Below are 24,906 nucleotides of genomic sequence, written 5' to 3' on the forward strand. Positions count from 1 at the left end.
GGCAGCATCCTCCCGAAGCCCCGGCCGGTCACCGACCAGCCGGGGCTTCGGCTTTTCAGCCACGTCCGGCCCTGCGAACCGAGGCGTTAGAGTTAAACGGCACGTCTACCATCCGAAGGAGGGGTCATTGGGAATCTTGGACACCATCCGGAATCCGCAGGACCTGAACGAGTTGACCGAGGAACAGCTGGAACAGCTGGCTTCGGAGATCAGGGACTTCCTGATCACGAACGTCTCCCAGACGGGCGGCCACCTCGGGCCCAACCTCGGCGTCGTGGAACTGACGCTGGCCGTGCACCGCATCTTCGAATCTCCCCGTGACAGCATCGTCTTTGATACGGGCCACCAGTCCTACGTGCACAAGCTCCTCACCGGGCGCCAGGACTTCAGCACCCTCCGGCAGGAAGGCGGCCTCTCCGGCTACCCTGCCCGGGCCGAATCCGAACACGACATCGTGGAAAGCTCCCACGCGTCATCGTCCCTGTCCTGGGCCGACGGCATCTCCCGCGCCCGCCAGCTCATCGGTGAAGGTGACCGGCACGTGGTGGCCATCGTGGGTGACGGCGCCCTCACCGGCGGCATGGCCTGGGAGGCCATCAACAACATCGCAGCCGACAAGAAGCGCCGCGTGGTGATCGTGGTCAACGACAACGGCCGCTCCTATGCACCCACCGTGGGCGGATTTGCTGACTACCTTGCCTCACTTCGCCCCACCATCGACTCCTTCCGCGCCGCCCCTGCCTACGAGGGCGCCCTGGACTGGTGGAAGAAGAGGCTGCAGAACGGCGGCCCCGTAGGCCAGTTCACCTACAAGAGCCTGCATGCCATGAAAAAGGGCATCAAGGACTGGTGGGCACCGCAGGGCATGTTCGAGGACCTCGGCATGAAATACATCGGCCCCGTGGACGGCCACAACCTCCAGGCGATGGAGAATGCACTGTCCACTGCGAAGAACTACGGCGGCCCGGTCATCGTTCACGCGATGACGGAAAAGGGCCACGGCTACGCTCCGGCCCGCGCCCATGAAGCCGACCAGTTCCACGCCGTCGGCATCATCGACCCCGAAACCGGCGAGCCCACCGGCACGGGCAGCGCACAGTCCTGGACCTCGGTGTTCGCGGACGAGATCGCCGCCATCGCCGACGAACGCGACGACATCGTCGGCATCACCGGGGCCATGCTGATCCCGGTGGGCCTGCACAAGTTTGCAGCCAAGCACCCCAAACGGGTCATCGACGTCGGCATCGCCGAACAACATGCCCTGACCGCCGCCGCAGGCATGGCCTTCGGCGGGCTGCACCCCGTCGTGGCCGTCTACGCCACGTTCCTGAACCGCGCCTTCGACCAGCTGCTCATGGATGTCGCCCTCCACAAGGCAGGCGTCACCATCGTCCTGGACCGCGCCGGCGTCACCGGACCCGACGGTGCCAGCCATCACGGCATGTGGGACATGGCCATGGTCCAGATCGTTCCCGGACTGCACCTGGCCGCGCCCCGTGACGCCACCCGGCTCCGCGAGGAACTCCGCGAGGCCGTTGCCATCAGTGACGCTCCCAGCGTGGTGCGGTTCTCCAAAGGATCCGTCGGCCCGGCAGTGGAGGCCCTGGAACGGCTCAGCGACGGCGTGGACGTCCTGGCCCGCCGTCCCTCCGGCTCCACCGAAAATGACGTGCTGATCGTCAGCGTCGGGGCCATGTCGGAGCTGGCCCTCGATGTCTCCAACCGGCTCGGCGCCCAAGGCATCAGCACCACCGTGGTGGACCCCCGTTGGGTCCTCCCGGTCCGCCGCTCCATCATTGCGCTGGCCTCACACCACCGCCTGGTGATCTGCATCGAAGACGGCGTCCGGGCCGGCGGCGTGGGCTCCCGCATCCGCCAGGAAATGCGGGCGGCAGGAGTGGACACCGCCCTGAACGAGGTGGGCCTGCCCGTCGAGTTCCTGGACCACGGCACCCGCAACCAGGTGCTGGAGCGTGTCGGGCTCACCGCCCAGCAGATCACGCACGACGTCGTGGCGCAGGTCCTGGGCACGAAGGTTCCGTTTGCGCGTCCCCTCCCCGGGCAGCAGCACCCCACCACCGGCAGCCTTCCGATCCTGTGAGGGACGAGGACGAACTGAAGTATCCCGGCCCTGCCGGGGAGTCCGGACCGGTTCTGCACACCACCACGACCAGGGTCCCCAACGGACTGCAGCCGGGCCAGCTGGTGGTTTCCCGGAACCGCAAGTGGAACGGGAAGGCCCACTGGGTGGTGCCCGGGCAGTACATCGGCGAAGACCAGCACGGATGGTGGATCTTCCAAGGCACCAACGAGTTCTGCTCCCGCCCCGGCGCTGCCTTCTACACGCGCTCCGACGCGGTCCTGCTGGTGCCGCGCCAGGGTGACTGGGTGGCCACGTTCTACGACTCAGCCCACCCGGGCGGCGTCCGCGTGTACATTGATCTCGCCGTCGGCCACGAGTGGACGCACATCCGTCCCACCGTGACCGAGTTCCATGTGATCGACATGGACCTCGACGTTATCCGGACCGACAGCCGCGGTGTCTTCATCGACGACCAGGACGAATTCGCGGAACACAGCGTCTCCATGCACTACCCGGAGCGGCTGATCCAGGACATCCAGGCCGCAGCGGACGATCTCTACCACGCAGTAAAGGCGCAGCAGGCGCCCTTCGACGGCACCGACGTCGACTGGTTTACCAAAGGACGCAACATATGAGCGGCATTGTCAGGGTCTACAAGCGCGACGACGAGGGCGCCCTCCAGTTCAGGGAGGCCTGGTTCGACGAGGACTACTCCCAGTTCGTGATGAATTTCGGTGCCGTGGGGCACCAGAGCAAGACGGAGGAGACCGACGTCCCCGACGCCGCTGCTGCCGACGCGCTCCTGGACGCCTTCGCGGCCCAGTGCGCCGAGGACGGCTACGTCGAAATCCCCAATGAGGAGCAGTCCTGGGTGGTGGCCCAGTTCGCCCTCAAGACCAAGGAAGGCACGGAGGGGGACCGCTACCTGGAGCAGAAGGCCAAGGACGCGCTGATCAGCCACCTGGCATGGCGCGGCCTGGGCACGGTGGAACGCTCCGAGTTCACCGACTACAAGCTCAACATCTTCTGCCTGTGCCCGGATGTGAACAAAGCGGTCAATGCCATCAAGGTCTGCATCCGCGGCGAGGACCTGGACTTCACCAAGCTCAGCATCGGTGCCGCTCCCTACAATGACCCGGACCATTTCAAACTCAAGCACTCAGCCAAGCCCGCCGGCGGCTTCAGCCTCTAGGAGACAGCCTTGACCAGTTACCGCCGCCTCGGAAAATCAGGCCTTACCGTCTCCACCGTGGGACTTGGCTGCAACAACCTGGGCCGGGCGAACACCGCCACGGAGTCGCAGGACGCAACTGACGCCGTCGTCCATGCCGCCCTCGACGCCGGCATCACCCTGTTCGACGTCGCAGACACTTACGGCCGGGAACCTGGCCTCAGCGAGACCATGCTCGGCAAGGCCCTCGGCGCCCGGCGTGGCGACGTGGTCCTGGCCACCAAGTTCGGGATGGACGCCAAAGGCGCCAATGGCCCGGACTTCGGCGCCCGCGGCTCCCGGCGTTACATCATGGAGGCGGTGGAAGCCTCGCTGCGCCGGCTGGGCACCGACTGGATTGACCTGTACCAGTTCCACACCCCGGACCCGCTGACTCCCATCGATGAGACCCTGGCAGCGCTGGACACCCTGGTCCGCAGCGGCAAGGTCCGCTACATCGGGCACTCCAACCGGTCCGGCTGGCAGATTGCCCAGGCGGAGTACGTGGCCCGGGAACTGGGCACTGAACGCTTCATCTCCTCGCAGAACCACTACAACCTCCTGGACCGGCGCGCCGAACTCGAAGTGACCCCGGCCGCCGAGGAGTTCGGCCTGGGCGTGCTGCCGTACTTCCCGCTGGCCAACGGGCTGCTCACCGGCAAGTACGCGCCGGGCCACGCGCCAGAGGGGTCCCGCCTCAGCCACACCCGCACCAACCTGGTGAACGACGCCGACTGGGACCAGTTGGGCCAGTACAGCGCCTTCGCCAAGGAGCGCGGCCTGACGGAAATTGAGGTGGCTTTCTCCTGGCTCGCCGCCCAGCCCTCGGTGGCCAGCGTCATCGCCGGCGCCACCAGGCCGGAGCAGGTCAGGCAGAACGCGGAAGCGGCCAACTGGGTCCCCACCCCGGACGAGCTCGCCGCCCTGGATGAGATCTTCCCCGCAGTGCCCAAGGTGGCGCTCTTCTAGGCAGCCGTGCCCGCCTACCTGCTGGATGTCGATACCGGCATCGACGACGCCCTGGCGCTTGCCTACCTTGCCGCCCTCCCGGACACCGAATTCGTGGCGGTGACGGCCACGCCGGGGAACGTGGACGCGGACCAGGTGGCCCGCAACACCCTGGCGCTGCTGGAACTGTGCGGCCGGCCCGGAGTAGAGGTGGCGGTAGGGGCGCGCAAGCCGCTGTCCATCCCGCTGCTCACCACCCCCGAAACCCACGGACCCCAGGGCATCGGCTACGCCGTGCTGCCTGAACCATCGGGGCAGCTCAGCACCCGGAACGCCGTGGACCTCTGGATCGAACACGCCAGGGCCCGGCCGGGGGAACTCACTGCGCTGATCACGGCCCCGCTGACCAACTTCGCCCTGGCGCTGCGGAAGGAACCGGAACTTCCCGATCTCCTGGCCAAGGTGGTGATCATGGGTGGTGCCTTCTACCACCAGGGCAACACCACGCCCACGGCCGAGTGGAACACCCACGTGGATCCCCACGCCGCGAAGGAGGTGTACGCCGCATACCGGGGCCGGCCGGAGGAGAAGCTGCCCATAGTCTGCTCTTTGGACACCACGGAGCGCATGGAGTTGCACCCTGCCCACGTCCAGGCGCTTGCCGAGGCCGCCGGGGCCACCGTCCCTGAACTGGTTCTCCCCGAAGACCCGGAGGGCCGGCGCAGCACCTCCGACAACAGCCTGGTCAGGCACCTGTCGGATGCGCTCCGCTTCTACTTCGAATTCCACCGGCATTACGACCAGGGGTACCTGGCCCACGTCCACGATTTTTTCGCCGCCGGAGTCGCCGCCGGCACGCTCGAGTACACCGCCCGGCCCGCCACCGTGGACGTGGAAACGGACTCACCGCTCCTGGTGGGGACCACCGTGGCTGACTTCCGCGGGCTCTGGGGCGCGCCGCCGAACGCCCGGGTGGTGTCCGGGAACAACCCCCGGCAGGCCTTTGGTGAGCTGGTGTCCGCCGTCGGGAGACTGGCCCGCCGCGTGGGGTAGCCGGAGGGCTGGCGAACAGGGGTAAAACGGGCTGCACCGGGTGGTGGTCCTCCACGGGACGCTGCCGGGGAATGGCCGGTAGAATGGGCACCGGACCGGCCCGGCGCAGTTGCCGCCGGCTGCTGCCGAGGTGACATAGGCAGCCACACTCCGGCCCGGTACTGGCCGGGCCACTGCCTGCACCCCAAAGGAACATTCCCCATGTCATCGCCCTCTCTGACGCTCCCGTCACAGGAACGCTCACCGGCGCGCCGCCGCCTGCTGGAGATCCTCGGCGCCCTGGCCATCGCCGCCACCTACATCTACCTTGTGCTCAACCAGCCAGCCGATATCACCGGCGGCCCGGGCAGCGCGTCCGCCCTGATTGCCCTCACCGGCTTCCTTGCGGGGGCCGTCCTGCTGATCGTCGCCGTCCTGCCCACCCTGCCCGCGTCCACCCTGGTGCTGATCCCCGTGGCCCTGGTCCTCAACATCGTGCTGGGGCAGTTCGTCGGCAGCACCCTGGTGCCCTTCTACCTCGATGCCATCGGCACGGTGCTGATCGCAGTCCTGGCCGGACCAGCAGCCGGCGCAGCCACCGGTGCCCTCAGCAGCATCGTCTGGTCCTTCTTCAACCCCACGGTGCTGCCGTTCGCTGCCGGCGCCGCGCTCATCGGTTGCCTGGCAGGACTGGCGGCACGCTACGGACTGTTCCGCCGTTTCTACCTGGCTCCGATCGCCGGCTTCATCACCGGGATCGTCGCGGGCGTGGTCTCCGCTCCGGTGGCCGCCTTCGTTTTCGGCGGAACCTCCGGTGTAGCGACGGGCGCCATCGTCAGCGCCTTCCGGGCCATGGGGGACAGCCTGCTGGGTGCCATCACCAAGCAGGCCTTGATCTCCGATCCCATGGACAAGGCGATCGTGTTCACCGTCGTCGCCATCCTGGCCTACGCGCTGCCCCGCCGGGCACGCCAGCAGTTCCCGTTCATCCGGCGCCACCGCGTCCTTGCCGGGAACGCCTCGTCTGCCGAGGCCCGCACAGACGCCCCGGCCCCGGGTACAGCTGCGAAAGGCTGACCGGACCCTGTGACAGCATCCCCGGCAGGCAGGACCGCGGCGGGCGCCAGGCGGACGCGGCTTAATCCGCTGACCCTGCTGGCGGCTGCCGGCAGCACGGCGGCCATTACGACGGCGGCAGCAAGCTGGCAGCTGTCAGTCGCCGTGGTTGCCGCGTCGCTTGGCCTGTCGCTGGCAGGTGGCACAGCCCGCCGCGTGCTGCCCGCGGCCGCAGCGGTCCTGGTTCCGCTTGGCCTGTCACTGCTTGTCCTGCACGGATTGTTTTTCCCTGAAGGCCGCACGGTCCTGGCCGAGTGGGGACCTGCCCGCATCACGGCAGAGGGCCTGGACTTCGCGTGCCGGCGGATCCTGCAGCTGGCCGCCGTCGTTCTGGCGCTGCTGCTGTTTTCCTTCAGCGTTAGGGTGCCTGACCTTGTGGCCGCGTTGTCCGCCCGCGGCGTGCAGGGCCGGTTCGCATTCGTGCTGGCGTCCACCATGACCTTGCTGCCTGCCATCACCGCACGCGCACAACGGATCCGGCAGGCCCAGGAATCACGCGGCCTGGTGGTCACCCGCAGCCTGGTGTCCCGGGTTGGCGCGTTCCGGCTGCAGGCCGTCCCCCTGGTGCTGTCCCTGATCGAGGATGCCGGAACCAGGGCGGCGGCTTTGGAGGCGCGGGGACTGAGCAATCCCGGCCCACGGACCAGCTTCCGCGAGGTTCCTGATTCCAGCCTGCAGCGGGCCGCACGCGCGGTCCTGGTGTTGATGGCCCTGGCAGCGGTGGTGCTCCGCCTGGTGCAGGCAGGTCCGGGTGGCTGAGCGCATGGCCACGGAAGGCCCACGGAACGCAGGCAAGGCCGGCAATGACAGTAGTGCGGGCAATGACAGTGCTGCTGCCGCGCCTGTGCTCGCGGCCGGGATCCGGCATTTCACCTTCCATGACGGGCAAGCCCCGGCACTGCGGGAGGTGGGTGTTTCCTTTCCGCCCGGGTCCTTCACAGCCGTCCTGGGCGCCTCGGGGAGCGGCAAATCCACCCTGGGCCGTCTCCTGGCCAGCTGGCTGCCACCGGGCGGCCATGGAGTCCTGTCAGGATTCCTTGAGCTGTCAGGCACCAGGTTGGAGTTCGACGGCGGCCCGGGGGATCCGCGGATCAATCCCGCCGAGTGGGGCCGCCAGGTGGGTTTCGTCCCGCAGGACCCCGCCACTGTTCTGTCCACCGTCCGGGCGACGGTGGCCGAGGAGCTGGCGTTCGGATTGGAAAACGCCGGGATCGAGCGCGGCGCCATGGTGGCGGCGGTGGAACGCACCGCGGGGCTGCTGGGACTGCGGTGCAAACTGGACGAGGACCCGGCACGGCTCTCCGGTGGCCAACTGCGCCGCCTGGCCATTGGCTGCGCGATCATCGCCGGGCCGCCGGTACTGGTCATGGACGAGCCTTTGGCCTCCCTGGACGCGGCAGGGACTGCGGAGCTTGCAGCACTGGTACGCGACCTCCTGAACCGCGGCACCGCCGTCGTGATCCTCAGCCAGACCATTGATCCCCTGCTGCAGGGCGCCGACACCTGGCTGGTGCTGTCGGACGGTACGGTCACCGCCAGCGGTCCGCCGGCGGCCATGGAAAGCAGTCCAGGGTCGCTGCCGGCATCGATCCGGCGCCCTGGCACCGTGCAGGCTCCGGCAAGCTCCCTTCCGCGGACACTGAAAGTCAAGCGCGGTGCCCCTTCGCTGCAGTTGCAGGGCGTGTCTTTCGGCTACCCGGCACCGCCCAGGGGCAGGAGACAGCGGAAAGTATTAAGGCGGAAACCCTCAACCCCGGTGCTGCAGGACATAAACCTGGTCGTCCATCCGGGGGAGATCGTGGCCGTGACCGGACCCAACGGCGCCGGCAAGTCGACCCTCCTGCGGCACTTCAACGGCCTGCTGCGGCCCACATCTGGCCGCGTGGCAGTCGGCGGCACTGACATCGCCGGAACCCCGGTGGGGAGGACCGCGGCCTCGGTGGGCCTGCTGTTCCAGCAGCCGCGTGACCAGTTGTTTGAGCGGACCGTGCACCGGGAGGTCAGCTTCGGGCTGGACCGCCTGGTGGGTCCGGCAGCGGTGAAGGACCGTGCCGCAGCGGCACTGCGGGCGGTGGGCCTGGCGGCTGCGGCTGAAGACCATCCGGCCGAGCTGCCGGCGTCAGCCCAGCGCCTCCTGGCCCTGGCTACCGTCCTGGCCCGCAAGCCCGCCGTCCTGGCGCTGGACGAGCCCACCGTGGCGCTGGACGGGGACGGGCTGGCCCTGCTCGACGCCGCTGTACGGTCAGCAGCGGCGGGGGGCGCCGCCGTCGTGCTGGTCACCCATGACCTGGCCTATGCACGCTCGGCGGCGGACCGCATTCTGGCGCTCGACGGCGGCCGGCTGGTGCCGGCCTGACCGCGTGTGCTGCCTGGCCCTTGCGGGCCAGGCAGCCTGCCGCTGCTAGCCTTGCGCCGGTGAGGCGACGCCGGGGGCCAGGAAACGCTTGCCGTTGACCCGTTCCGAGGCGCCCACGCGGTCCAGGTACGGCGTGATGCCGCCCAGGAACATCGGCCAGCCCGCGCCAAGGATCATGCAAAGGTCGATGTCCTCGGGCCCTGCCACGACGCCCTCGTCCAGCATCAGTCCGATTTCCTCAGCCAGGGCATCCTGGACGCGGCGCAGCACCTGCTCTCCAGTGGAAGGGCTGGTACCGAAGGACATCAGCTCCAACGTGGAAGCCGGGATGGCCCGCGAGCCGTCCGGCGCAGCCTCCCACAACGCCTTGACGTTGTTGTCGATGAGCTTCTTCAGGTTGTCGGACACCGGGAAGCGTTCCCCGAAAGCTGCATACAGCGATTCCTGGACGTGCTGTGCCACCGGCAGGCCCACCATGGCCAGCAGCGTGAAAGGCGTCATAGGCAGGCCCATGGGACGCAGCGCGGTGTCTGCCACTTCCGCCGGGGTGCCTTCGTCGAACGCAGCCGTCACTTCGCCCATGAGCCGGAGCAGGATGCGGTTGACCACGAACGCCGCGGCGTCCTTGACCAGAACGCCCGTCTTCTTCAGGGCCTTGGCCAGTTCGAAGGCGGTGGCCAGGACAGCGTCATCGGTCCGCGGGGCCCGGACGATCTCCAGGAGCGGCATGACGGCGACCGGGTTGAAGAAGTGGAAACCCACCAGCCGCTCGGGGTGCTGCAGGTCGGCGGCCATCTCCGTCACGGACAGGGAGGACGTGTTGGTGGCCAGGATGCACTCCGGCCCCACGATCCCCTCCAGCTCGGCGAACACCTGCTTCTTGATGTGCAGTTCCTCGAAGACCGCCTCGATCACGAAGTCGGCGTCCGCGAACACCTCTTTCGACACCGATCCCGTCACCAGTGCCTTGGTGCGGTTGGCGGCGTCCTGGCTGATGCGCTGCTTGGCCAGCAGCTTGTCCACCTCGGCATGGACGTAGGCCACGCCCTTGTCCACCCGCGCCTGGTCGATGTCGGTCAGGACCACCGGCACCTTCAACTGGCGGGCGAACAGCAGTGCCAGCTGGCCGGCCATCAGCCCGGCGCCCACCACGCCCACCTTGGTGACGGGGCGGGCCAACTTGCGGTCGGGGGCTCCGGCGGGGCGCTTGGCACGCTTCTGCACCAGGTCCAGGAACGCGTAGACCGTGGAACGGAACTCGTCCGTCTGCATGAGTCCGGCCAGCGTCTCGCATTCCAGGGCGGCGGATTCCGCGGCCGTCATGGTCCGGTTGGCCTCGAGGAGTTCCAGGACCTTGGCGGGGGCCGGGGAGGCATTGGAGGTCTTGCCCTCCACGAACCTGCGGCCGGCTTCAACCGCGGCGGTCCAGCGGGCCGCAGCGTCGGGGGAGGAAGGGTCGACGGCGTTGGGCCGCTCCGGGACCACCTCGCCGGAGATGACGCCGGCTGCCCAGGCCAGTGACTGTTCCAGGAAGTCGGCGGGCTCGAAGACGGCGTCCGCGATGCCCATGGCGAAGGCCTGGGTGCCGGTGAGGGTCCGGTTGTTGCTGAGCGGGTTCTCGATCATGACCTTGACCGCGTTCTCCGGACCCACCAGGCGGGGCAGGATGTAGACGCCGCCCCAGCCGGGCACCAGGCCAAGGAATCCCTCCGGCAGCGCCAGGGCGCCGGCCCCCGTGGAGACCGTGCGGTAAGTGGACTGCAGGGCGATCTCCAGGCCCCCGCCCAGGGCAGCGCCGTTGATGAACGCGAAGCTGGGGACGCCCAGGTTGGCCAGTGTGGCGTAGACGTCATGGCCCAGCTGTGCCATCCACAGTCCGTGCTCGCGTTCTTCCAGTGACTTCACGGCGGAGAGGTCCGCGCCGGCCACCAGGTAATGCGGCTTGCCGGTGACGCCGACGCCCACGATTTCGCCGCGGGCCGCGCGGCCCCGCAGGCCCTCCAGCACGGTCCCCAGCTCCACCAGGGTGTTGGGGCCCAGGGTGGTGGGCTTGGTGTGGTCCAGGTCGTTGTCCAGGGTGACCAGGGCGAAGGTGCCGGGGCTTGGTTTTCCTGCCGTGGCCGGGAGGGTGATGTCCTGCACGTAGGAATGGGTCACGGTTTCGTTGGGGAAGAGGTCGGCCAACTTGCGGAAGTCTGCGGCGCTCATGCCAGGGCTCCTTCGGAAACGGTAGCGGCGGCGGTCTCGCCGGAGGGGGTTCCACTGTAGTCGGGGTGGTGCGGGTTTTCCCAGATCACGGTGCCGCCCATGCCCAGGCCGACGCACATGGTGGTGATCCCGTAACGGACGGACGCGTCTTCCTCGAATTGGCGGGCCAGCTGGATCATCAGCCGCACGCCGGAGGAAGCGAGCGGGTGGCCCACCGCAATGGCGCCGCCGTACCGGTTGACCCGGGGGTCGTCGTCGGCAATGCCGTAATGGTCCAGGAAGCTCAGGACCTGGACGGCGAATGCCTCGTTGATTTCGAACAGGCCGATGTCATCAATGGTCAGTCCTGCGTTCTGCAGCGCCTTTTCGGTGGCGGGGACGGGGCCGATGCCCATGACTTCGGGCTCCACGCCGGCATAGGCGTAGCTGACCAGCCGCATCTTCACCGGCAGGCCCAGTTCTGCGGCGGCGTCGGAGGATGCCAGGACCGCCGCAGTTGCGCCGTCGTTGAGGCCGGCCGCGTTTCCGGCGGTGACCCGGCCGTGTGCGCGGAACGGCGTACGCAGACCGGCCAGGTCGTCCAGGGTGGTGCCGGGCCGGGGAGGCTCGTCCTTGCTGTGCACCGTCCAGCCCTCGCCGGGCTTGCGGGCGGCGACGGGAACCAAGTCGGGCTGGATCTGCCCGTCCTGGTAGGCGGCTGCCAGCTTGTCCTGCGAGGCCACCGCGTACGCGTCGGTGCGCTGCTTGGTGATGGCGGGGAAGCGGTCGTGCAGGTTCTCTGCAGTGTTGCCCATGTTCAGGGCCGCAGGGTCCACCAGGCGTTCGGACATGAACCGCGGATTGGGGTCCGCCCCGGAGCCCATCGGATGGTGGCCCATATGCTCCACGCCGCCGGCAATCACCACATCGTAGGCGCCGAAGCCGATGCCGCCGGCCGTCGTCGTGACAGCAGTCATGGCGCCGGCGCACATGCGGTCGATGGCGAACCCGGGGACGGAGCGGGGCAGGCCGGCCAACAGGGCCGCGGTCCGGCCCAGCGTGAGGCCCTGGTCGCCGGTCTGGGTGGTGGCGGCAATGGCCACCTCATCGATCCGCTCCGGCGGGAGGGACGGGTTGCGGCGCAGCAGGCCGCGGATGCATTTCACGATCAGGTCGTCGGCCCGGGTTCCGGCGTAGATTCCTTTCTCGCCGGCCCTGCCGAAGGGTGTGCGGATGCCGTCCACAAAGACGACGTCGCGGACAGTGCGCTGGGATGCGCCGCTTCCGTGCTGGCTCACGTGTAACTCCTCATCGAGACGTAACGCGCCGGTGCATGCCGAAGGACGGCAGCAGCCTGACGTGGGTCACATCGATGTTACTCGTGAGTAACTTAGCCTGCAAGGGCTGGAATCGCGCGGGCTACTGGCCGCCCGCCGTTGCGGGCGCCTTGGCCTCCTTGGGCGGCAGCGGCTGCGGGTCCAGGAACGCACCGGCGATCAGGGGAGCGGTGAGTTCAACCTGCCACTTTCGGGCGCCGAGCGCCAGCAGCTCTGCGGCGATCGAATCCTCCGTGACCTCGGCCGGCGGCCGCCACGCCACCCGCCGCAGGTAGTCAGGGGTCAAAAGGTTTTCCAGCGGCAGGTCCAGTTCCTCGGCCTTCGCCTGGAGCAGGGGCCGGGCCGTGGCCAGGCGGGCGGCTGCTTCCGGATCCCGGTCAGCCCAGACCCGGGGCGGCGGCGGAGCGTTGGTGGCCAGGTGCAGCGGAGGCAGTTCCTCCAAGGCGCGGGCCGCAGAGATGCAGCGCAGCCAGCGGGGAGCTTCGCGCTGTGCGGCTCGGCCGTGGAACCCCTTGGTGGTGAGCAGTTGCGGAACAGTGGTCGGCATGGCCTTCGCCGCTGCCACAAGGGCTGAATCGGGAAGCAGCCTGCCGGGGGCCACGTCGCGTTTTTGCGCCAGCGAATCGCGTTCCAGCCACAGCTCGCGGACCGCGGCGAGCTGGCGGCGGTCGCGGATCTGGTGCAGGCCGGAGGTCTTGCGCCACGGGTCCACGCGCGGGGGAGCGATGCCGGCTGCCAGGATGGCTGCGAATTCCTGCTCGGCGTACTCCAGTTTTCCGTTGGCCTGCAGCAGTTCGATGAGTTCCTCGCGCAGTTCGGCCAGGACTTCGACGTCAAGTGCAGCGTAGCGCAGCCATGGCTCAGGCAGTGGGCGGGTGGACCAGTCGGCCGCGGAGTGCTCTTTGGCCAGCCCGAACCCCAGCAGCTGTTCGATGACCGCGGCCAGCCCTACGCGGGGCAGCCCCGCAAGCCGGGCGGCGAGTTCGGTGTCGAAGAGCTTGTCCGGCCACATGCCCAGCTCGGACAGGCAGGGCAGGTCCTGGCTGGCAGCGTGCAAAATCCACTCGACGCCGCGCAGGGCGTCGTTGATAATCTCCAGGTTTCCGAACGGCTCCGGATCGATCAACCATGTGCCGGCGCCCTCGCGGCGGATCTGCACCAGGAAGGCGCGTTGCCCGTAGCGGAAGCCGGAAGCGCGTTCGGCGTCCACCCCCGCGGGTCCGGTCCCGGCGGCGATGGCAGCGGCGCAGCGCTCCAGGCCGGACTGGGTCTCGATAACCAGCGGAACGCCATCCCGTGGAGCGTCAAGGTCGATGATTTCGGGGATGGGGCTGTCAAAGCCCTCCACGGTGATGTGGGGTGCGGCAGCAGCAGCCGGGACGCCGGCTGTGGTGTTTTCCGGAGTGTTTAGGGTCATGATGCCCCCAGTTTACCGGGCTGTGCCATAACCGTTCTGTTGGCTTCGGCGGCGGGGCGGGAGCGCGGTGACGCCGTCGGGCAGCGGTGGGAGGCCGGCGAACGTGCACACCATGTCGGACCAGGCCTCAAGGTGGGCCTGGACGTCGGAGGAATCGGGGGTCCAGGAGGCCCGGAGTTCGATGTCGATCGACCCCGGCCGCTCCGCCAGGGTGCCGAAGCTTTCGGAGAGGACCCGGGTTGCGGTACCGCCCGCTGCCCGGTAGCCGGCCTTGTGGTTTTCCAGTGCCTCTACCAGCCAGGTCCACGCCACGGTCCCCAGCATCTGGTCGTTACCCATCTCCGGTTCCAGCTCGGCGCGGATGTAGGTGACGATGCGGAATTCCCCGTCCCACACCGCGGAGCCCTCGGGGTCGTGCAGCAGGATGAAGCGCCCGGTGGCGAGTTCCGTTTCGTCCTCATCCGCCGCAGGGCCGGCCGTTCCGGAGGCGGCGGCGAAGGCCAGCGCCGCCGGTCCGTGCACGGGGGTGGAAGGCGTAGCAACGCCGGGCGCCATGACTTCGGCGCCCAGCGCGACGGCGAAGGGTGCCAGGCGTGCAGGGGCAGGGATCTCCGCGAGCCGCAGTTCCTTGCGGCACCGGGCTTTCCTGAGGGTTCCCAAGGCATGGAGAAAATCCGGGGGAACCTGGTCAAGTGCGTTCACCTTGGCAGATTACGGTGCGGGGCGGTGCGGGGCAGGAAGGCTCGCCGTCAGCGGACGCTCAGCCGGCCTGCGGGTCCCGGTAATCCCGGAGCTCATGGCGGATTGCTGCGGCAAAGGCATCAACGTCCTCCTCGGTGGTGTCAAAGGAACACATCCACCGGACTTCCCCTGTGGCTTCGTCCCAGTCGTAGAACCGGAAGGAGTTGCGCAGCCTGTCCGCCACTCCGGGAGGCAGGACGGCGAAGACGCCGTTGGATTCGGTCTTCTGGGTGGGCCGTACGCCGTCGATGGTGTCGACGGCGGCGCGGAGCCGGGCAGCCATGGCGTTGGCGTGCGAGGCCGAGCGCAGCCACAGGTCGCCTTCCAGCAAAGCGATGAACTGGGCGGACATGAAGCGCATCTTGGAGGCGAGCTGCATGTCCATCTTGCGCAGGTAGAGCAGGCCGTGGGCTGCTTCCGGGTTCAGCGCCACGACCACTTCGCCAAAGAGCAGTCCGTTCTTGGTGCCGCCGAAGGACAGGATGTCTACCCCGGCGTCCCTGGTGAAGGCGCGCAGGGGCACGCCAAGGTGGGCGGCCGCATTGGCCAGCCTCGCGCCGTCCATATGCAGCTTCATGCCTTTGGCGTGCGCGTGGTCGGCAATGGCGCGTATCTCTTCCGGTGTGTAGCAGGTGCCCAGTTCCGTGGTCTGGGTAATGGACACGGCCAGCGGCTGGGCCCGGTGCTCGTCGCCCCAGCCCCAGGCCTCCCGGTCAATCAGTTCGGGGGTCAGCTTGCCGTCGGGGGTGGGAACGTGCAGGAGCTTGAGGCCGCCGATGCGTTCCGGAGCACCGTTTTCGTCCATGTTGATGTGGGCGGTGGAGGCACAGACCACGGCACCCCAGCGGGGGAGCAGGGACTGCAGGGACAGGACGTTGGCTCCGGTGCCGTTGAACACCGGGAAGCATTCAATGCCGGGCCCAAAGTGCTCAACCATCAGTTCCTGCAGCCGTGCGGTGTAGTCGTCTTCGCCGTAGGAGACCTGGTGCCCTTCATTGGCCGCGGCCAGGGCCGCCAAAACCTCAGGGTGGACGCCGGAATAGTTGTCCGAAGCGAAGCCGCGCACGTTGGGATCGTGCAGCCGCAGCGCCGTGCCGGTTTCTGCTGTTGTCGTCATAGGGATGCTCACGCTTTCAGTTTAGGGACAGTCACGGCCGTCAGTCCGCCAGCCGGAGCCGGGCACCGTTGAGTTCGGTGGACGGGGTGCCGAAAAGCCGTACGACGGCGGCAGCAAGGTCGGCCACGTCCGTCGCCCCGGGGAACTTCCGCTCCGGGTGGGCGCGGCGGAGTTCGTCGTCCACCAGCGCCTTGACCACCAGGACGACGGCAGCGGCGTTGCCGCCGCCGGCCTCGGACGCCCGGCGGAAGCCGTCGGCCACGGCCATGGTCCAGGCTTCCGCCGCTGCCTTCGCTGCGACATAGCTGGCTACTGCCGCGGTGGGCTTGTCCAGCGCGGTGGACGACACCATCACGAACCTGCCGGAGGCGGACGCCGCGATATCTTCGAAGAAGACCCGCGACACGTTCCGCAGCGTGGTGACGGCGCCGCGTTCCAGGAAGTCCCAGTCGTCGTCGGTCTGGTCGGGGATCCCCTTGGCCCCGCGCCAGCCACCCACCAGGTGGATCACGGCGTCCACGGGCCCGAATGCTGCGCCGACCTCGCCGCGCAGCTTCCTGACGTTTTCCAAATCCGCCAGGTCGCACGTGAAGGGGGTGACGCCGTCGCCCGCTTTCTCCGCGGCCGCCCTGATCCTGGCCTCATCCGAGCCCACCGTGGCCACGCGGTGGCCGGCCGAGGCGAGGGCGCGGGCCACGGCGATCCCCGAGGCGCCGCTGCCGCCCGTGACCAGGACGCGCGCCGGCGCAGAGCCAGTCGCGGCGCCTGTGGCCGTACTTGTCACAGCGCGGAACGGCCGGTGATGCCGGCGGTGGACTCAATAACCGGGCGCATCTTCTTCTCCAGTGCCTCGTAGAACATGGACAGCGGGAATTCGTCATCCAGGACCTGGTCCGTGAGGCCGCGGGGTGTCCCCGCCAGCGGCAGCGCATCCGGGCCCTTGGCCCACACGGAGGCCGGGTTCGGGGTGACGGTGGCGGACACCAGCTTGTAGGCCGCCAGCCAGTGGGCGGTCTTGGGCCGGTCGATGGAACGCCAGTACAGTTCGTCGATGCCGGCTCCCAAAGCGATGACGGCGTCCGCCACCTCATCCCAGTCGATGGTAAGCCGCGTGTCCGTCCAATGCAGCACGTGCTGCTGGTGCAGCCAGGCGAAGAGGAGCTGGCCGCCGAGGCCGTCGTAGTTGCGGATCCGGCTGCCGGTGATGGCGAAGCGGAAGATGCGGTCGAAGATGATGGCGTACTGCACCAGCTTCGCGTGCCGCCGGGCTTCGGGGTCGGCGTCCTCGTCCTTTTCGATCCGCACAGACTCGCGGAAAGCGGTGAGGTCGCAGCGCAGTTCCTCCAGCGAATACAGGAAGTAGGGCATGCGCTGCTTGATCATGAAGGGGTCGAAAGGCAGGTCGCCACGCATGTGGGTCCGGTCGTGGATCAGGTCCCACATCACGAACGTGGCCTCGGTGAGGTCCTGGTCCGCCAGGAGTTCCGCGGCGCCTTCCGGCAGTTCCAGGGAGGTGATCTCCGCGGCGGCCTTCAGGACGCGGCGGAACCGGGCGGCCTCGCGGTCGGCGAAGATGGCACCCCAGGTAAAGGTGGGGGTCTGGCTGACCGCCACCGTCTCGGGGAACAGGACGGCAGAGTTCGTGTCGTAGCCCGGGGTGAAGTCGACGAACCGGATGGGGACGAACAGCTTGTTGGAGTATCCCCCTGCTTCCAGCCCGTTGATGAACTCCGGCCAGATCACCTCGACCAGCACGGCCTCCACCAGGCGGTTGCTGCTGCCGTTCTGGGTGTACATGGGAAAGACCACCAGATGCTGCAGGCCGTCCTGGCGCAGTTCCTGCGGCTGGAACGCCAGCAGGGAGGACAGGAAGTCCGGCACCGCAAAGCCGCCGGCGGCCCAGACCTCGAAGTCGGCACAGGCAGCCTCAAGGTAAGCGGCGTCGTGCGGGAAGGCGGGGGACAGGGCCCTGATCGCCGTCACGATGGTTTCCACGTGGTCGGCTGCCCCAATGTGATCGGCAGGATCCGGGATGGACCCGTCCTTGACCTGCAGCGCCTGCAGTGCCGTGGCTGCCGTCTTCAGACGGAGCCAGTCCTGGTTCTGGGGGGAAATACCGGTAACAGCGGTGGTCAGGGTCTCTGTCATCGTCGGCTGCCTTTCTGGGTGCTTGCGTCTCTCTGGTGAGCGTAACAAGCGGCAAGAACGGCTTATGCCCGAAGGTCGGATGAGTAAGAAAGACTTATGCTCGGTGGGTGCGGGCCTGGTACGAGACCAGCCCCCGGCTGTTGGAACAGCGCGAGGGCTGGGGAGGCCTTGCTTGGTGCTTGGCCTGTGATGGTGCGCCTGGGCCCGCCTGGCCCGGGGGCCGGGGGTGCGCCTTAGCCTTGCGAACCGCCTTCGGCGTCGTCCTTGCTGACCAGCCGGAGGGACACCGAATTGATGCAGTAGCGCTGGTCGGTGGGTGTGCCATAGCCCTCGCCCTCGAACACGTGGCCCAGGTGGGAGTCGCAGGACCCGCACCGCACCTCGATCCGTTCCATACCCAGGGTGCGGTCGTGGATGTAGCGGACCTTCCCCTCAGCCAGCGGAGCCCAGAAGGAGGGCCAGCCGCAGTGCGAATCGAACTTCTCGTTGCTGGTGAACAGTTCGGCACCACAGGCACGGCACTGGTACACGCCCTCGGTATGGGTGTCCCAGTACTCGCCGGTATAAGGCCGTTCCGTCCCGGCCTGGCGGAGGACGTGGTACTCCTCCCGGGTCAGCTCCTCCCGCCACTGGGCGTCGGTTTTCTGGACCGCGTTTGCCCGTGCGGCACTTTCCTGGCCGCCACCAATCATGTCCGTTGCCTTGTTACCGAAGATGCTGTTTCCAAAGATGCTCATAGCATTTCCAACGCTCAGGAGTCGCCGATAAATCCCGAACCGGCGTATAGATGGAGCACAGGGACGCCCAGCTGGTCCTGTGCCTTGTTGGCCCAGTCCGTGTGGAAGGTGTCGGCCACGGCATGCGGCCTGGTGATCACCACGGCCTGGGACGCTCCGGTTTCCCGGACCTTGGCCACCAGGCTGTCCACGGCCTTGCCGTCCACCACCTGGCCGGTCACCCCGGAACCCAGCCCCTCCAGCGCAGCAAGTGATGCCGCAAGGGTTTCGTCCGCGTGGGCCCGTTCGACGGCGGCGTCCGGGTTGCGTGCCGCGAGCTCACGGAATGCCTTGGCAACGTCCAGCAGGGACAGGTTTTCGAGGAAGTCCACCAGCAGGTGCCGCTCCGTGTTTGCCGGCACCAGGACCAGCAGGCGGCTGTCCCCGCCATCCACCAGCCGTTCAATGTTCAGGCGGTCTTCCGCGCCCAGTGGTTCTTCGGTCAGGATGACGATGGGATCACTCATGGCCTTAGCCTAGCGCCGCGCGGGGAGGCCTGCACTGCACTTCCGGTGCACGCCGCACGCCGCAGGGCGACGTGCCGGTCCCGTCCTGGAATGCAGGTATCGGCGGCAGGGCCGGTAAGAATAGTCCCATGGCACCTTTCCGGCGAGCGCGCCCTGCAATGACTGCACCCACCCGGGACTCCGGCGGCATGTCGCCGGGGGCGAAGTGGGCCATCGGCGGGGCGATTGCCGGCGGCTCGGTGGCAAGCCTGCTGGGAGCAGGGTCCTCAGCGCTCGCCGTGTACTTCGCCCGCCGCGTAATCACCCCGGCCCGGCAACGGGCGGCGGACAAGGAAGTGCTGGCCGTGATCCGTGACGGGCAAAAGCAGCAGGTGATCCTGGCTGCCAACGATGACACCACGGTGGATGGGGTCTACGGATTCTTTTTCGACGGCGGCAAGGGCCACGCCCGCATCGGCCGCATCATTTCCTACTCACCGGCGGAACGGACGGTCCTGCGCGAGGTCGAAGCCGTCTACAGCGGGGACCTCTCAACCGCGCGCTGGGGATGGTGGAGCGGCGCCACCTACCCGGACCCGGCCGCCGTCGGGATTCCTGCCGAAGATGTGCTGATTCCCGTCGAGCGGGGCGAAGCGCCGGCCTGGCTGGTGCGCGCCAAGGGAACGGCCCGCACCTGGGCCATCATGGTGCACGGCCGCGGTGCCACCCGGCAGGAGGCCCTCCGGGCGGTGGGCCCGGCCCTGGAACTGGGACTGACCAGCCTGCTGGTGTCCTACCGGAACGACGGACTGGCGCCCTCGGCTGACGATGGACGGTATGGCCTGGGTTCAACGGAGTGGCAGGACATCGAAGCCGCCATCGATTACGCCCTGGCCCACGGTGCCGAGGAAGTGGTCCTGTTCGGCTGGTCCATGGGCGGAGCCATCTGCCTGCAGACCGCAGACCTCTCCCGCCACCGGCACCTGATCCGGGCCATGGTGCTCGACGCACCGGTCATCGACTGGGTCACCGTCCTGGCGCACCACGCGCAGCTGAACCGGATCCCGTCGCTGGTGGGCAGGTACGGGCAGCTGATGCTGGGCCATCCACTGGGACGCAGGCTCACCGGCCTGTCCGCACCGGTGGACCTCAAAGTCATGGACTGGGTGTCCCGGGCCGTCGAACTGCGCACGCCCACCCTCATCATCCACAGCGTCGACGACGAGTACGTACCGTACGGACCCTCCGCCCTGCTGGCTGAACGGAACCCGGAGATGGTGACCTTCGAAACGTTCAACCATGCGCGGCACACCAAGGAATGGAACGTCGATCCCGAACGCTGGGAGCGGCTGGTGAAGGCCTGGCTCCGTCAACAGCTTGCGCCCCGCCTCAATCCCGGTTCCAGGCCTGGCCCGGAATCAGCGGCACAACACACCGCAACGGGGGCGTGACATGGCGAAACAACAGGGGACCGGGGCGTTGATTGACCGGGGGCGGCTCCTGGCTGCGGATCTTTCCCAACTGGTGGCGGCCGCAGCAGGCCGGCCAAGCCAGGCTTCCCACGCCCCCTTCGACGGGACCCTGGTGGGCGAAGTGCCGGTGTGCACCACGGACGACGTCGGCGCCGCCGTTGACCGCGCACGCCTCGCCCAGCAGCGTTGGGCCGGGCTCCCGGTCACCGAACGCCGGGCGGTGGTGCGCAGCTTCCGCAGGCTGCTGCTGGACCGGGAACAGGACATCCTGGACCTGGTGCAGGCCGAAAGCGGCAAGGCCCGGCTGAGTGCCTTTGAGGAGTTCGCGGACGTCGTGCTGACGGCCAACTATTACGAGCGCAGCGCCGAGCGGTACCTGGGGCCGCGGCGCCGGAAGGGGGCCGCCCCTGTCCTGACCCGCACCACCGAATACCGTGTGCCCAAGGGAGTGGTGGGGGTCATCAGCCCCTGGAACTACCCGCTTACCCTCGCGGTCTCCGACGCCCTGCCCGCCCTCCTGGCAGGCAACGGCATCGTCCTGAAGCCGGATTCCCAGACGCCCTTCACGGCCCTGCTGATGCTCAAACTGCTCCGCGAGGCCGGCCTGCCCGCGGACCTGTTCCAGATCGTCACGGGACCAGGCACAGAGATTGGCCCCGCCTTGATCGGGCGGGTGGACTTCCTGATGTTCACCGGTTCCTCGCAGACCGGCAAGACCGTGGCCCGGCAATGCGGCGAGCGGCTGATCGGCTTCTCCGCCGAACTTGGCGGCAAGAACCCCATGCTGGTGCTGGCCGATGCGGACGTTGCCAAGGCAGCCAGCGGCGCCGTCCACGCCTGTTTTTCCAACTCCGGGCAGCTGTGCGTGAGCATCGAACGGATTTACGTCCATGCTGACGTGCATGCCGGTTTCCTCGCGGCGTTTACTGACCAGGTGAAGGCGATCCGGATGGGCCCGGGACCGGACTGGGACATCGGCATGGGGTCACTCATCAGCGTGGCACAGGTGGAGCGCGTGGACCGCCACGTCCAGGACGCGCTGGCCAAGGGGGCACAACTCCTCGCCGGCGGACGGCGGAGGCCGGACCTGGGACCGTTGTTCTACGAACCCACGGTCCTGGCAGGAGTCACCCCGGAGATGCTCCTGGCCCGGGAGGAGACGTTCGGTCCCGTGGTGGCCGTCTACCGGGCAGCGGACGACGACGAAGCCGTGGCAATGGCCAATGATTCCGACTTTGGGCTGAACGGCAGCGTCTGGTCTGCCCGCCACGGGGAAGAGGTGGGCCGCCGGCTTTTGACGGGAACCGTCAACGTCAACGAAGGCTATGCCGCAACCTGGGCTTCCCATGACGCGCCGATTGGCGGGATGAAGGACTCCGGCGCCGGACGCCGCCACGGCCGGGAAGGCATCCTCAAATACACCGAGCCGCAAACCATTGCCGTGCAGCGGCTGCTCAGGGTGGCGCCAACCCCCGGCATGTCCAACCGCGCCTACGCCCGCATCATGAAGGGCGCAGTCACCCTCATGGGCCGCTTCCCCCGCAGACGGTAGGGCTTGCCCTGCCCACACCCGTTCCACCAAACACCAGGAGAACCGACATGGCCAGAGGAACCCGACTTTCCGGGGCAACACTGTTGATTACGGGAGGTGGAAGCGGGCTGGGCCGCCGCCTGGCGCTGGGAGCGGCGCGGCGCGGAAGCCGGGTGGTGATCTGGGATGTAGATGCTGAAGCAGGGGCAGCGGTTCGTGACGAGATCCGCGCCGCAGGAGGGTCGGCCGAGGCCCGGATCGTCGACGTCACTGACCGGGAAGCCGTGGTGACGGCCGCCGCTGCGGCCGGGCCCGTGGATGTCTTGGTCAACAATGCCGGGGTGGTCAGCGGCCAACCGCTCCTTGATACCACGGATGAGGCCATCGAACGGACCATGAAGGTCAACGTCATGGCGCTGTATTGGGTGACGCGCGCGTTCCTCGCCGGGATGGCAAGCCGGCGCCACGGAACCGTCGTCACCGTTGCCAGCGCCGCCGCACTGGTGGGGGTCGCCAGGCAGACTGACTACTCCGCCAGCAAGTTCGCCCCTTCGGCTTCAATGAGTCTCTGCGCGCCGAGGTCCGTGCCGCCCAACTCGGGGTCAACACGCTGGTGGTGTGCCCGTATTACATCGACACCGGGATGTTCGCCGGCGTCCAGACCCGCTGGCCCATGCTCCTCCCGATCCTCCAGGAAGAGGACGTGGCCGCCAAGGTCCTCGATGCCATCGAGGCCGGCCACAGGAAGCTGGTCCTGCCGCCCCTGGTGAACCTGCTTCCGGTCCTCCGTATCCTTCCGGTCAGCGTTTTTGACCGGCTCATGGACGTCCTCGGAGTCAACCGGACCATGGACAATTTCACCGGCCGGCACACTGGTCCTGAAAAGTCTGCGAACGGCGGAGGTTTACCCGGCCGGAAGTGAACTGATGGGGGCGGTGACCGCGCCCGTCAGGCGGACCAGGTCAGTTGGGGCGAGCTCAATATCCAGGCCCCGCCTGCCGCCGGACACCAGCACGGTGTCCAGGGCCAGGGCACTGGAATCCAGCACCGTGGGGGACGGCTGGCGCTGGCCCAGCGGGGAGATGCCACCCAGGACGTATCCGGTGCGCCGCTGGGCTGCAGCAGGATCGGCCATGGCAGCCTTTTTGGAGCCCATGGCAGCGGCCATGGCCTTCAGGTCGAGGGCCCCGCTCACCGGAACGATGCCCACCGCGAGCCTGCCCTCAACGTCCACCATCAACGTCTTGAAGACGCGGGACGGATCCATGCCCAGGGCCTGCGCAGCTTCGGCGCCGTAGCTCGCGGCGGAGGGATCGTGGGTGTACGGGTGCAGCACAAAGGGAACCCCGGCCGCGGTCAATGCCGCTGTAGCCGGGGTTCCCTGGGCTGAGTTTCTGCGCGCCATGAATGGGCGGTCAGGACTGGGCGCCGGACGCGGCGGCCACCTTGCGCTTGATCCTGCCCAGCATGGCGGTCATGCCGCGCATGCGCAGCGGCGTGATGGCGCGGGTGAGCCCCAGCAGTTCCGGCATGTCATCCGGGACAGACAGGATCTCTGCTGCGGAAAGGCCGTCCAGCCCCTCGTGCAGGACACCGGCAAAACCCCGCGTGGTGGGAGCCTCGGCGGGAGCCTTGAAGTAGAGGCGCACTTCGCCGGCGGGACCGGCGTCGTTGGACTCTGTCTCGATGGTGAGGAACAGCGGCGACTGGCACTCCACCACCTGCTCAAGGAGCTCAGGGTGGTCCTTGAGCCGGTCGGGGAGCTCCGGCAGTCCTTCCGAGAACTCCAGCAGCAACTGAAGCCTTTCGGGTTCGGACAGGGCCTGGAAGTCGTCCACAATCGCCGCCAGGGCGGAAGGCAAAGCTTGAGTAGTCATCGGTCCAAGTCTACGCGGGGGAGCAGAGGGTCAGGCTCCGACGGCGACGGGTACGGACCCGCGCTCAGCGCCTTTGACGATGGGAACGCGCACGGCGTTGCCCCACTCGGTCCAGGATCCGTCGTAGTTGCGGACGGAATCGAAGCCCAGGAGGTACTTGAGCGCGAACCAGGTGTGGCTGGATCGTTCGCCGATGCGGCAGTAAGCCACCACGTCGTCACCCTGGGCCAGGCCGGCCTCGCCAAGGTAGATCGCCTCAAGTTCCTCCCGGCTGCGGAAGGTGCCGTCGGCGGCAGCGGCGCGGGCCCACGGGACGGACGCAGCGGTGGGGATGTGTCCGCCGCGCAGCGCGCCCTCTTCCGGGTAGGCCGGCATGTGGGTGCGCTGGCCGGTGTATTCCTCGGGGGAGCGGACGTCGATGAGCGGCTTGCCCAGGTGGGCCAGGACATCGTCCTTGAAGGCCCGGATGGGAGCGTCATCGCGCTCGACCACCGGGTAGTTGCCGCGGACAGGCGTTGGCTTGTCCTTGGTCAGTTCCCGGCCTTCGGCAACCCACTTGTCCCGGCCGCCGTCGAGCAGCCGGACGTCCTGGTGGCCGAAGAGCGTGAACACCCAGAGGGCGTAGGCAGCCCACCAGTTGGACTTGTCGCCGTAGATCACCACGGTGCTGTCCCGGGAAATTCCCTTGGATGCGGCCAGTTCGGCGAATGCGGCGCCGTCAACGTAGTCGCGGGACACTTCGTCGTTCAGGTCGGTGTGCCAGTCGATCTTGACCGCGCCCGGAATGTGGCCGGTCTCGTACAACAGCACGTCCTCGTCGGACTCCACCACGACGAGTTCGCCGTTTGCCACTGCGCCGCCTTCGATGGCAGCTGCGAGCCACTCGGTGGAAACGAGCCGCTCCGGGTGGGCATAGGCTGCGAACTTCTCATTCTGTTCAACCGGGTAGGGCATGGCTTGGCCTTTCAGTAAGAGCACGGGAAACCGCGGAACATGCGTTGGAACCTCTTCCCACCCTAGCCAGCGCCCGGGAGGTTGTCCGTATTCCGTTAACAGGGGGAAATGTTGCCTTCATCACGTGGCGGGCGGCAGGACGGCCTCCCGCCCGGGTA

General features: G+C 68.0%; 22 protein-coding genes and 1 pseudogene. 11 read left to right on the plus strand and 12 right to left on the minus strand.

All coding sequences use genetic code 11. The annotated features are described in order from the left end of the window. Positions 1-127: 127 nt before the first annotated feature. From dxs to ACETK3_RS17260, 8 genes are all read left to right on the plus strand, one after another. Entirely contained in the window at positions 128-2,101 is a 1,974-nt protein-coding gene (dxs, locus tag ACETK3_RS17225; RefSeq protein ID WP_236821821.1) for a 1-deoxy-D-xylulose-5-phosphate synthase, read from the plus strand. Beyond that, entirely contained in the window at positions 2,098-2,718 is a 621-nt protein-coding gene (locus ACETK3_RS17230; protein WP_236802086.1) for a DUF402 domain-containing protein, read from the plus strand. Before dxs ends, ACETK3_RS17230 begins: the two co-directional genes overlap by 4 nt. After that, positions 2,715-3,275 carry a hypothetical protein gene (locus ACETK3_RS17235; protein WP_373993256.1) on the plus strand — a complete coding sequence of 187 codons (561 nt, stop codon included), beginning with the start codon at positions 2,715-2,717 and terminating at the stop codon, positions 3,273-3,275. Before ACETK3_RS17230 ends, ACETK3_RS17235 begins: the two co-directional genes overlap by 4 nt. A 9-nt stretch (positions 3,276-3,284) precedes the next feature. Then, positions 3,285-4,262: an aldo/keto reductase gene (locus ACETK3_RS17240; RefSeq protein WP_236802088.1), complete on the plus strand. Its 978-nt coding sequence runs from the start codon at positions 3,285-3,287 to the stop codon at positions 4,260-4,262. A 6-nt stretch (positions 4,263-4,268) separates the two neighbouring features. After that, entirely contained in the window at positions 4,269-5,294 is a 1,026-nt protein-coding gene (locus ACETK3_RS17245; protein WP_236821822.1) for a nucleoside hydrolase, read from the plus strand. Between the two features lie 201 nt (positions 5,295-5,495). Beyond that, on the plus strand, positions 5,496-6,350 hold the full coding sequence (locus ACETK3_RS17250; RefSeq protein ID WP_237430267.1) for an ECF transporter S component: 855 nt from the start codon (positions 5,496-5,498) through the stop codon (positions 6,348-6,350). Between the two features lie 9 nt (positions 6,351-6,359). Beyond that, positions 6,360-7,148, plus strand: coding sequence for an energy-coupling factor transporter transmembrane protein EcfT (locus ACETK3_RS17255; RefSeq protein ID WP_237430268.1), 789 nt, complete (start codon positions 6,360-6,362; stop codon positions 7,146-7,148). Continuing rightward, the gene (locus ACETK3_RS17260) at positions 7,141-8,745 is read left to right on the plus strand and encodes an ABC transporter ATP-binding protein (protein WP_237430269.1); all 1,605 of its coding nucleotides are present in this window, start codon (positions 7,141-7,143) and stop codon (positions 8,743-8,745) included. Before ACETK3_RS17255 ends, ACETK3_RS17260 begins: the two co-directional genes overlap by 8 nt. Before the next feature lie 45 nt (positions 8,746-8,790). On the opposite strand, the gene ACETK3_RS17265 is transcribed toward ACETK3_RS17260, so the two are convergent. The 9 genes from ACETK3_RS17265 to ACETK3_RS17305 form a co-directional block, all read right to left on the minus strand. Beyond that, on the minus strand, positions 8,791-10,953 hold the full coding sequence (locus ACETK3_RS17265; protein ID WP_237430270.1) for a 3-hydroxyacyl-CoA dehydrogenase NAD-binding domain-containing protein: 2,163 nt from the start codon (positions 10,951-10,953) through the stop codon (positions 8,791-8,793). Then, a complete protein-coding gene (locus ACETK3_RS17270; RefSeq protein WP_236802094.1) occupies positions 10,950-12,230 on the minus strand; it encodes an acetyl-CoA C-acyltransferase in 1,281 nt (426 codons plus the stop codon). The genes ACETK3_RS17265 and ACETK3_RS17270 overlap by 4 nt, the downstream gene beginning before the upstream one ends. Positions 12,231-12,351: 121 nt before the next feature. Next, positions 12,352-13,686 carry an HRDC domain-containing protein gene (locus ACETK3_RS17275; protein ID WP_236802095.1) on the minus strand — a complete coding sequence of 445 codons (1,335 nt, stop codon included), beginning with the start codon at positions 13,684-13,686 and terminating at the stop codon, positions 12,352-12,354. 12 nt (positions 13,687-13,698) lie between these two features. Further along, positions 13,699-14,388 carry a DUF3000 domain-containing protein gene (locus ACETK3_RS17280; RefSeq protein ID WP_237430271.1) on the minus strand — a complete coding sequence of 230 codons (690 nt, stop codon included), beginning with the start codon at positions 14,386-14,388 and terminating at the stop codon, positions 13,699-13,701. A 58-nt stretch (positions 14,389-14,446) separates the two neighbouring features. Continuing rightward, positions 14,447-15,544, minus strand: coding sequence for a low specificity L-threonine aldolase (locus ACETK3_RS17285; protein ID WP_237430493.1), 1,098 nt, complete (start codon positions 15,542-15,544; stop codon positions 14,447-14,449). A 40-nt stretch (positions 15,545-15,584) separates the two neighbouring features. Next, the gene (locus tag ACETK3_RS17290; protein ID WP_237430272.1) at positions 15,585-16,328 is read right to left on the minus strand and encodes an SDR family oxidoreductase; all 744 of its coding nucleotides are present in this window, start codon (positions 16,326-16,328) and stop codon (positions 15,585-15,587) included. Then, complete coding sequence (locus ACETK3_RS17295) at positions 16,325-17,692, minus strand: DUF6421 family protein (RefSeq protein ID WP_237430273.1); 1,368 nt, start codon at positions 17,690-17,692, stop codon at positions 16,325-16,327. Before ACETK3_RS17295 ends, ACETK3_RS17290 begins: the two co-directional genes overlap by 4 nt. 233 nt (positions 17,693-17,925) lie before the next feature. Beyond that, entirely contained in the window at positions 17,926-18,384 is a 459-nt protein-coding gene (gene msrB, locus ACETK3_RS17300; protein ID WP_237430494.1) for a peptide-methionine (R)-S-oxide reductase MsrB, read from the minus strand. Between the two features lie 59 nt (positions 18,385-18,443). Beyond that, the gene (locus ACETK3_RS17305; protein ID WP_236802098.1) at positions 18,444-18,935 is read right to left on the minus strand and encodes a hypothetical protein; all 492 of its coding nucleotides are present in this window, start codon (positions 18,933-18,935) and stop codon (positions 18,444-18,446) included. A gap of 158 nt (positions 18,936-19,093) precedes the next feature. Here ACETK3_RS17305 and ACETK3_RS17310 point away from each other — a divergent pair, with 158 nt between their 5' ends. The 3 genes and pseudogenes from ACETK3_RS17310 (at position 19,094) to ACETK3_RS17320 (ending at position 22,839) form a co-directional block, all read left to right on the plus strand. After that, positions 19,094-20,365: a S9 family peptidase gene (locus ACETK3_RS17310; RefSeq protein WP_237430274.1), complete on the plus strand. Its 1,272-nt coding sequence runs from the start codon at positions 19,094-19,096 to the stop codon at positions 20,363-20,365. A 1-nt stretch (position 20,366) separates the two neighbouring features. Further along, positions 20,367-21,938 (plus strand): succinic semialdehyde dehydrogenase, encoded by a 1,572-nt coding sequence (locus ACETK3_RS17315; protein WP_237430275.1) that lies wholly within the window; start codon positions 20,367-20,369, stop codon positions 21,936-21,938. 47 nt (positions 21,939-21,985) lie between these two features. Continuing rightward, a pseudogene (locus ACETK3_RS17320) lies at positions 21,986-22,839 on the plus strand (SDR family NAD(P)-dependent oxidoreductase). Here ACETK3_RS17320 and ybaK read toward each other — a convergent pair. The 3 genes from ybaK to ACETK3_RS17335 are packed head-to-tail and all read right to left on the minus strand — an operon-like array spanning position 22,822 to position 24,748. After that, positions 22,822-23,322 carry a Cys-tRNA(Pro) deacylase gene (gene ybaK, locus ACETK3_RS17325; RefSeq protein WP_237430276.1) on the minus strand — a complete coding sequence of 167 codons (501 nt, stop codon included), beginning with the start codon at positions 23,320-23,322 and terminating at the stop codon, positions 22,822-22,824. The pseudogene ACETK3_RS17320 and the gene ybaK sit on opposite strands and share 18 nt — an antisense overlap. Positions 23,323-23,332: 10 nt before the next feature. Continuing rightward, complete coding sequence (locus ACETK3_RS17330) at positions 23,333-23,794, minus strand: SufE family protein (protein WP_236802103.1); 462 nt, start codon at positions 23,792-23,794, stop codon at positions 23,333-23,335. A gap of 30 nt (positions 23,795-23,824) precedes the next feature. Next, the gene (locus ACETK3_RS17335; RefSeq protein ID WP_237430277.1) at positions 23,825-24,748 is read right to left on the minus strand and encodes a sulfurtransferase; all 924 of its coding nucleotides are present in this window, start codon (positions 24,746-24,748) and stop codon (positions 23,825-23,827) included. Positions 24,749-24,906 lie beyond the last annotated feature (158 nt).

The sequence above is a fragment of the Arthrobacter sp. E44 genome, assembly GCF_041877125.1.
Taxonomy (GTDB): domain Bacteria; phylum Actinomycetota; class Actinomycetes; order Actinomycetales; family Micrococcaceae; genus Arthrobacter.

What these genes read in the sequence shown, in the direction of transcription:
- ACETK3_RS17235 (WP_373993256.1), top strand. Translation starts at nt 2,715, where the DNA reads ATGAGCGGCATTGTCAGGGTCTACAAGCGCGACGACGAGGGCGCCCTC.
- ACETK3_RS17250 (WP_237430267.1), top strand. Translation starts at nt 5,496, where the DNA reads ATGTCATCGCCCTCTCTGACGCTCCCGTCACAGGAACGCTCACCGGCG.
- ACETK3_RS17265 (WP_237430270.1), bottom strand. Translation starts at nt 10,953, where the DNA reads ATGAGCGCCGCAGACTTCCGCAAGTTGGCCGACCTCTTCCCCAACGAA.
- ACETK3_RS17275 (WP_236802095.1), bottom strand. Translation starts at nt 13,686, where the DNA reads ATGACCCTAAACACTCCGGAAAACACCACAGCCGGCGTCCCGGCTGCT.
- ACETK3_RS17285 (WP_237430493.1), bottom strand. Translation starts at nt 15,544, where the DNA reads ATGACGACAACAGCAGAAACCGGCACGGCGCTGCGGCTGCACGATCCC.
- ACETK3_RS17295 (WP_237430273.1), bottom strand. Translation starts at nt 17,692, where the DNA reads ATGACAGAGACCCTGACCACCGCTGTTACCGGTATTTCCCCCCAGAAC.
- msrB (WP_237430494.1), bottom strand. Translation starts at nt 18,384, where the DNA reads ATGATTGGTGGCGGCCAGGAAAGTGCCGCACGGGCAAACGCGGTCCAG.
- ACETK3_RS17305 (WP_236802098.1), bottom strand. Translation starts at nt 18,935, where the DNA reads ATGAGTGATCCCATCGTCATCCTGACCGAAGAACCACTGGGCGCGGAA.
- ACETK3_RS17310 (WP_237430274.1), top strand. Translation starts at nt 19,094, where the DNA reads ATGACTGCACCCACCCGGGACTCCGGCGGCATGTCGCCGGGGGCGAAG.
- ACETK3_RS17315 (WP_237430275.1), top strand. Translation starts at nt 20,367, where the DNA reads ATGGCGAAACAACAGGGGACCGGGGCGTTGATTGACCGGGGGCGGCTC.
- ybaK (WP_237430276.1), bottom strand. Translation starts at nt 23,322, where the DNA reads ATGGCGCGCAGAAACTCAGCCCAGGGAACCCCGGCTACAGCGGCATTG.
- ACETK3_RS17330 (WP_236802103.1), bottom strand. Translation starts at nt 23,794, where the DNA reads ATGACTACTCAAGCTTTGCCTTCCGCCCTGGCGGCGATTGTGGACGAC.
- ACETK3_RS17335 (WP_237430277.1), bottom strand. Translation starts at nt 24,748, where the DNA reads ATGCCCTACCCGGTTGAACAGAATGAGAAGTTCGCAGCCTATGCCCAC.